Raw genomic sequence first — 7,139 nt, 5'->3', positions numbered from 1 at the left:
GGAAAGCCGCGATGAACCAAAAAAAAGCATCACCATACCTTATAAGAAATAGGTCTAGTAATACTTTAATATTGATCAGGTTACCGGTAAGAGCTTATTCTAATACTTGGCCAGGAATGATCAAATCAGGATTTTCAATATCATTACTCTCAATGATCTCTTCTAAATCGAAGCCGAACTTTCTACGTAGTTCATATAACCAATCACCTTCTTGTACGACATAAGGTAATGTCGGCTTAACAGCAACTTCGGATATACTGTTAGACATAGTATCGAAGTCACAGTCCGTATCAGTTGGGTCAGATGTGCAATCCGGAGCTTTCGTAATTTCAAGTGACGAAGGGCGAGGTTCAACTTGGTCAGACTCAATCTTACGCTTGCTGTCATTGAAATAATAAGATAATCCAACCACGGCTTCTCGTTGATTTTGCCCAAAATCATCATTCAACGTTTGATTAAGTGCGATACTCGCACCGAAATATTCATTCAAAGCATACTCAGCAAGGTACTCTATTGTTGGATATTTATCTTCAAATCCGACTCCAACCTTTAAATCAATTTCTTCTCCATCATGTATACTATAAAGCAAACCTAAATCAGGTATGTACTCAGAATCATCTAATAATTTATAATGTGTGATACCTAGATTCAATTGAAGTCGGTTATATTGGTAGAGAAAATAAATAGATTGAGAATTCTCAAACATATCTCCATCAAAATTATAGCCATAGTTTGCCCCTACCCCCAAAATATGAGCAGTTGGCTTCTCAGCAACCGCTGCACCGCTGGTTAGTACTAGAAACATAAAAAAAATATTATTAATTAGTCGGTTCACAGGTTCACCTCATAAACAACATTAAACGACCCTTGGTAATTACCTGAACTGAGTGCATTTCCATCGACATCAAAACTAACATCGTATGCTACATCAACTTTGTTACTACCTTCTCCATTCACTGTAATCACTTCTGAATCAGGAAAAGATGCGGTATTAAGTACTCCGTCTTGGACAATCACCTTGTCAGGGCTTTCGCAGCCAATGGCACACGTGATTGTGTAGGGTATCTTTTCTAGCGAGTTATCAATATTTGTAAGCTCATAGTCACCTGACGTAGGGCTAAATGTCATAATAACGCCTGTAGGTAAAGTCCCTAACAAGCTAACATCATACCTCGTTGTACCAGAGATCCTTTTTGTTGCAGTATCATACTGGGGTTCAATATTCCCGTCTCCAAGTACCGTTAATGATTCAAGGATCGCAGCTTGATAATCAATCGTGATAATTAACGTCTCCGGCACTCTGGTATAAGTCATCGTACCGGTTTGACTTGTAAAAAAGTAAGTGGGTGAAAGGTTAATTGATGCCGTAAAAGTTCCAGATCCAACAGGGGCTGCGAACACATCATTACTGATATTAGGCAAAGCGAAAGCAGGTCGATAAAACTTAAAAGGCTCTATTCGGCTTGTTGCTGTGTAACCCATTCGCGACACACACAAAGTCGACTCTTGGCCCACTTTCGCACTCGAACCACTTATATTTGTAGCTGCACACTCATTGGCAACTCCCATTCCCACATTTGACCCGTAGTCTTTTGATGTGAAATAACTAGCCGAGCTACCCAAATTGTACTCAACGCCTAACAACTCCAGGCTGGTGTTAAAACTTTCGCCTGTAGAATGATTAACAAAGCTAACGTTATTAACGGGTTGGTTATCCATCGTTGCGGGATACCACTCTGCCGTTGGTTGCTCTTGCGCTATCGTCCATGCAGATGGAGATATAGCTTCACTACCGAAATAACTATTTGGCGCCGCATTGTTCCAAACCACAGAGTTGTTTGCTGTAATCGTTCCGTATACATCTGCAGCATGGCTACTATCTAAAGCCGTGAATAATAGCGCTATACTAATTAGGCTATTTCTTTTTAATAGTGATATTTTTGTTATAACTGTAATCATGGTTGGCTACCTTAACGGATAACGAATCGACATTTTGCAGGCCTTCTGCTAATTTTATGGTTTTCTTTCGACCAGATAGTATTGTATTAGTTTGTTTACATTTGTTACTAACAGAATTCGGTTTACAGTTATCAAACTGTATGTAGAAAAATGTGTTACCATTATTTTCCACATAAACTTCTGAACCGTTATATTTAACTTTGTAGTCAACATTAGTATTTTTTGCAGGTACAATATAATAAGGAGCATAACCATAATTAATACCAATTATACTTTCTTTTTTATCTCCATCGATAACGCTAGGCATGAAAGTCACTTGATAAACTTTGTCCTTCTCTAAATCATCACAATTAACCTGACATAAATTCTTTACTGATACACGACGTCTTTCCCCCGGATTTAATATCAGTTTATTGGGTAATAGCGCAAGATCCCATAAAGGTAAATTATCTTTTGTTAGCTCTACCTTTTCTAACTCTCCGTTTTCAACCTTTACTTGGCTAACGTTACCTTTTATATATTCAGGTTCAGTTTTCGAACTAGTCAGAGTAAAAACTTCATTACCATCTTCTCCAGCTATAAGAAGCATTTTATCTATGCTAAATGCATGGCTAAAAGAGGTCGTCATTAATAGTATCGAAGTAAATATTACACGTTGCATAATTTTCTCTATGTTAGTTATAAGCATATGGCGTCATCTCCATATGAACTGCATAATTAATGAGTTCATCAACATACAGTTTGTTTGCCGTAGTTAGTTGCTCAGGAGACTTAGCGAATATATACAAATAACCGCCAAGCTTTTTGTTTATAATTTCAACACCTGAGTTGTTCAGTTTGTTCTGATAGTTCAATACAATATTACTATCCTTGTATTGCCCTAAGTAGTAATAATAAACACCATCAACTAGGGCTATCTGATAACCTTCACTATTTTCTTCGAATGATGGCATACAGAAGTTATTACCTAAATTCAAATTATTAACCGATGATAACTCCGGTATTACACATTGGTTTTCCTTAGATATAATTTTGTAAGGTTGTTTATCTTTCACCTTAAATTGATACACACCTTCAACAAGCTTGTCAGTAGAAACACAACCTCCACCGATACATTCAACTCCGTCTATCGGATTTCCATTTATATCACTAAACGTCGATATAAATGATTTCAACTCAGACAACGACGTATCCAAACGGATAACAGTTCCTGGATAACTAGTAGCCGACGTATAAGACTCACCATTGTTGTAAAAATCAGAGGCTTCCGTATCAAGCTTGAATTCATATTCATAGAACTCTTTTAATGGATATACCGTCAAAGCATCTCCACTAACATAAGCATTGCTTTGTTTTCCATTCTGCTCGGAGTTAACTACCGCCAAGAATTTTCCATCCGAAGACAGTTCCCCTGTATCATTATTCGAAATAAAATAAGAAGATGACTTTTCACTCGTAAACTCTATTCCTTGAGAAGTTACGATATTACTTGTACCAATATATGCAGAAACACTTGTATTACTACTTGAATTGATATAGGCATAAGAGTTTGAGTCAATATGTTTATTCTTATAATTTGCAGACAATGATAAATCGGCACTGCTTTGGTCTTCAGTAGAATCTTGATAATAAAGTCCCGCAGAGCTTGATACATTTAGATTGTTTCTGTTAATTAGACTACTTGAGACTGTATCTCTATGCGATAGCGCAACATCACCACTATCATCTATTTGTGCTTGTGTACTATGTGTGTATGTGTTTTCCTGGCCTATTGGAATAATTATTGAGGCCATAACACCATAATTTATATCGCTCGATTCACTTGCTGATAACTCTAAGTTCACCTTTGAGTCAAGTGGTAATGATGATATCTGCACGCCACTTCTTGCAGACCAACTTTCTGATTCATTATTATAACCATTACTAAAATCTTTATATTGGTTTTTTGTTAATATACCCGATATATATGATGATATATTTCTCGTTAAGTACTTGTTGTAATTTACTGATAATGACGTATAGTTCGAGTTACTGAATAAAAGTTGAGACAAACTAATATCTCCAATACTATTATCATTTTCACTATCAAATTTTGTGTAAGATACACTTAAGTTATAAATCCCCACATCAAAATTATAAAAACTAGATCCATCGTCAAATAATCCTGTTACTGCCGATATTCTGGACACTTCCCCTAAAGATAAGTGACCACCAACATAATTATAATTATCTTCCCCTGTAATAAACGAACCTGCACCCAGTGCAAAAAAATCCGTAACTTGATAGCTCAATTTCCCATTGGTGAACATTGGACTTTCATAATTATCATAAGCAAAGTTGATGGATTTCTGGTCAAAATCGTCCTCTAGTCCCGTATTCGTCAGGTCTCTTGATAAATAACCGGCTGTAATATGATAATCTAGTTCGCCGGTTTTAATCGACGAAGAGCTTGTATTGACTATCAACCTATCTTCTGTGTAAAACTCTTCACTGCCATCAAATATTCGAATTGTCGCAGTATAAGTACCAGATGGTAGCTCGTTATAGTCAAAGTATTCTTGCCCTGCATCCACATTACGACTTAATAGAACACGGCCTCTATCATCATTAATTTCTAGTCGACCAGCTCTTGAAATGTTCAAATATACTCGTCTAGAATTAGGAGATGATTTTTTTACTAGCTCTCTCGTCGATCCAATCGACAACATGTAACCAGAAGTTTTGCTGCCATTTTCTAAAAACTGAGTACTATTCCAAGAGCGTTCTTGGTATTTATACCCGACAGAGAAACGAGTATTACCACCAACATAGTTATACGATGAGTCATCCGAACTGAAACCATTGACATCACTAAAGTTTAGATCATTATGCAAATAGCCATACTTGCCAAAACCTGCATAATTTTCATGTTGATAAGAATAAGACGATGTATAATCAGTGTTGTCGCTATAAGAACCAGATAGATTCAAACCATGTGACATAATGATCGCGTTTTGATCGATCTCTTCTTTTACAAATTTTATTTCTGACTCTTCTATTATCTCAGTTAAGAATTGTGAGTTAACATGAATAATCAATGATTGGCTATCTGGAACATAAACAAAATCATATAAATCAGGTAGTAGACCACATTCACTTCGATAACCTTTACAATCTAGGCTCGATTCAACCCCATTTACCAGTGTTGTTGCCATCGCATCGCTAACATCTTTCTCAATACCAAGTTCATTCGCCAATGCTTGTGCTACAAGTTGTTTTTGTGAAGTGGGAATTCTTACTTCATCACCCGAGATGAAAGCTTCCGAATAGAATAATTTGTTGTTATCAGCCGAGAGAATTAGTGGCATTCTTATCAACTTCTCTTCAAACATATCTTCAAATCCATCTGGAATATTTGCGACGGATTTTGAACTATATATTATGGCCAAGAAAAATATGATAATTAAGTTTAAACCAAACCAAAGTCTAATAAACATTATAGTTGAAGCTCCACATTGAACGTAATACGACCATTGCAATCTAATGGCTCATCACTCGGTATATTTTTATTTGTCACTAATTCAAATTCATTGGTAGAGTTTTCATATTCAGTATTTTTAATATTATTAAATTCAAAGTTTGGTATATCTAAAATATCAGAGTAATGTTTTCTATCGATATAGAGATCGACAAAATCATCATACATAGTCTCACCGCTATCGTTGAGAACACATTTAGAAGTGAACTCTGATATGTTATAACTGTATTCAAACGAATCCCCAGTGCTTGTTGGTATATTAGTTCTAATATAAGAATAAAAACGCCCATTTAGAAAGGTTTCGTTCTCACTATCATACTTCAGTGCAATAAACTCATCAGATAAATCTACACTTATAGAATAGTCATACAAATTCGCTCTATTTATTTGTGTATTTACTGGAAATGAATAGCTTTCATAGCCAAAGCTATTGAAACTAAAAATAACAAGCAATAATAGAAAGAAATAATTTATATAGATATTCATTTTCATCAGCCTCGAAAAACAAGGCACTTAATTAATTAAGTGCCTATCAAATAATGAGATTTTTTCTTATGGCAAAGTTGCAATCATATCAACGTTAACGATAACTTCTGAACCAGCAATATCATCTGGAGTTGAGTGTGCTGTATCGTTAGCAACATACAGTTGAATCGTATCGCCTGCTGAAAGTTGAGTTGAAGCTAAGTAGTCAGCTGCAGTAAGTTCCGTCGCTGAAAGGTTATCGCCAACGACAATGTTAGGCTGTACTTCACCCATTGAAGCTGGAAGCACATTTACTTGTGATACCGTCCAGTTAGCTGGAGTTAAAGCCCCAAGCACAGCCCCCGTGTAGTCATGCGCTTCCAAAACAACTGGTTTAGTCGTTGCGAACGTACCGTCAGCGTTCACCTGTAACGTACCAACAAAAGAAGCAGAGTCTTCACTACCGCCCGCACCAGTAACAATGATGTCACCGTTGGATACAAAACCAGGAACAAAGCCGCTGAATACTGCAGAACCAGTAGAGGTATCGCCAGGTGCAGCAAAAGCCGGAACAACAGTAATTGCAGACAATAATGTAATGAGTGTTAATTTTTTCATTTTATTTCCTTTAATATAATATAAGCATTGCGTTAGCCTCTTGCTAAACAGCAGGCATATAATATTAAAATAACTACGTTTTAGGTTAGCACGTTGGAATTATTTATAGTTAAATATGCCTAGTCGATATATCGCCGACTAGTTCATTTATCTAGGGAATAAGATCTGTACAATAAATACTTTCAGTTACACTAAATTGGATATCATAATAACCATTATCAAACTTTGAGAAAGGTGTTTCAATTGGATATGAGAAGGGGTAACGCTGGTGACTATCTGGGCTTTGTTGCGTAATTCAATGGAACTAAATCAAGAACCTACGATCTGATCAGCTACCACCACTCTCTCTCGTAGCCTTATGCCTAAACCTTGTTACAAAACAACCAACTGGAAGCAATACAACCAATCGCTCATTAACCGTGGTTCTCTGACCTTCTGGATCGATGAAGAAGCAATAAGTGGGTGGGCGCAAAGCAAACAGAATAAGCGCGGGAGGCCACGTCGGTTCAGTGATTTAGCTATTACGACAGCACTCATGGTGAAACGAGTTTTTTCTATGCCACTGAGAGCGCTGCAAGGA

The 7,139-nt window shown here is 36.6% G+C and carries 7 protein-coding genes; 1 reads left to right on the top strand and 6 read right to left on the bottom strand.

Annotated features, from left to right (window positions below):
• Positions 1-94 precede the first annotated feature (94 nt).
• From AB4323_RS24230 to AB4323_RS24205, 6 genes are read right to left on the bottom strand one after another with little or no spacing between them, the layout of a single operon-like run.
• Complete coding sequence (locus tag AB4323_RS24230) at positions 95-835, bottom strand: LysM peptidoglycan-binding domain-containing protein (RefSeq protein WP_372153524.1); 741 nt, start codon at positions 833-835, stop codon at positions 95-97.
• The gene (locus AB4323_RS24225) at positions 832-1,959 is read right to left on the bottom strand and encodes a hypothetical protein (protein ID WP_017059956.1); all 1,128 of its coding nucleotides are present in this window, start codon (positions 1,957-1,959) and stop codon (positions 832-834) included. The genes AB4323_RS24230 and AB4323_RS24225 overlap by 4 nt, the downstream gene beginning before the upstream one ends.
• Positions 1,916-2,620 (bottom strand): hypothetical protein, encoded by a 705-nt coding sequence (locus AB4323_RS24220; protein WP_241910041.1) that lies wholly within the window; start codon positions 2,618-2,620, stop codon positions 1,916-1,918. Before AB4323_RS24220 ends, AB4323_RS24225 begins: the two co-directional genes overlap by 44 nt.
• Before the next feature lie 13 nt (positions 2,621-2,633).
• On the bottom strand, positions 2,634-5,435 hold the full coding sequence (locus AB4323_RS24215) for a CS1-pili formation C-terminal domain-containing protein (protein ID WP_372153523.1): 2,802 nt from the start codon (positions 5,433-5,435) through the stop codon (positions 2,634-2,636).
• Positions 5,435-5,968, bottom strand: a complete 534-nt coding sequence (locus AB4323_RS24210; RefSeq protein ID WP_017067436.1) for a hypothetical protein — start codon at positions 5,966-5,968, stop codon at positions 5,435-5,437. Before AB4323_RS24210 ends, AB4323_RS24215 begins: the two co-directional genes overlap by 1 nt.
• Before the next feature lie 60 nt (positions 5,969-6,028).
• Positions 6,029-6,559 carry a hypothetical protein gene (locus tag AB4323_RS24205; RefSeq protein WP_372135362.1) on the bottom strand — a complete coding sequence of 177 codons (531 nt, stop codon included), beginning with the start codon at positions 6,557-6,559 and terminating at the stop codon, positions 6,029-6,031.
• A gap of 358 nt (positions 6,560-6,917) precedes the next feature.
• On the opposite strand from AB4323_RS24205, the gene AB4323_RS24200 reads away from it, so the two are divergent.
• On the top strand, positions 6,918-7,139 hold a 222-nt coding region (locus AB4323_RS24200; protein WP_372153521.1), incomplete at its 3' end, for a transposase.

It is taken from the genome of Vibrio sp. 10N.261.52.C11 (assembly GCF_041471405.1).
Classification (GTDB): Bacteria; Pseudomonadota; Gammaproteobacteria; order Enterobacterales; family Vibrionaceae; genus Vibrio; species Vibrio crassostreae_C.
The sequence above is the reverse complement of the archived record's forward strand: the minus strand, read 5'-3'. Positions and strand labels throughout refer to the sequence as shown.

What these genes read in the sequence shown, in the direction of transcription:
- AB4323_RS24220 (WP_241910041.1), bottom strand. Translation starts at nt 2,620, where the DNA reads ATGCAACGTGTAATATTTACTTCGATACTATTAATGACGACCTCTTTT.
- AB4323_RS24210 (WP_017067436.1), bottom strand. Translation starts at nt 5,968, where the DNA reads ATGAAAATGAATATCTATATAAATTATTTCTTTCTATTATTGCTTGTT.
- AB4323_RS24225 (WP_017059956.1), bottom strand. Translation starts at nt 1,959, where the DNA reads ATGATTACAGTTATAACAAAAATATCACTATTAAAAAGAAATAGCCTA.
- AB4323_RS24205 (WP_372135362.1), bottom strand. Translation starts at nt 6,559, where the DNA reads ATGAAAAAATTAACACTCATTACATTATTGTCTGCAATTACTGTTGTT.
- AB4323_RS24215 (WP_372153523.1), bottom strand. Translation starts at nt 5,435, where the DNA reads ATGTTTATTAGACTTTGGTTTGGTTTAAACTTAATTATCATATTTTTC.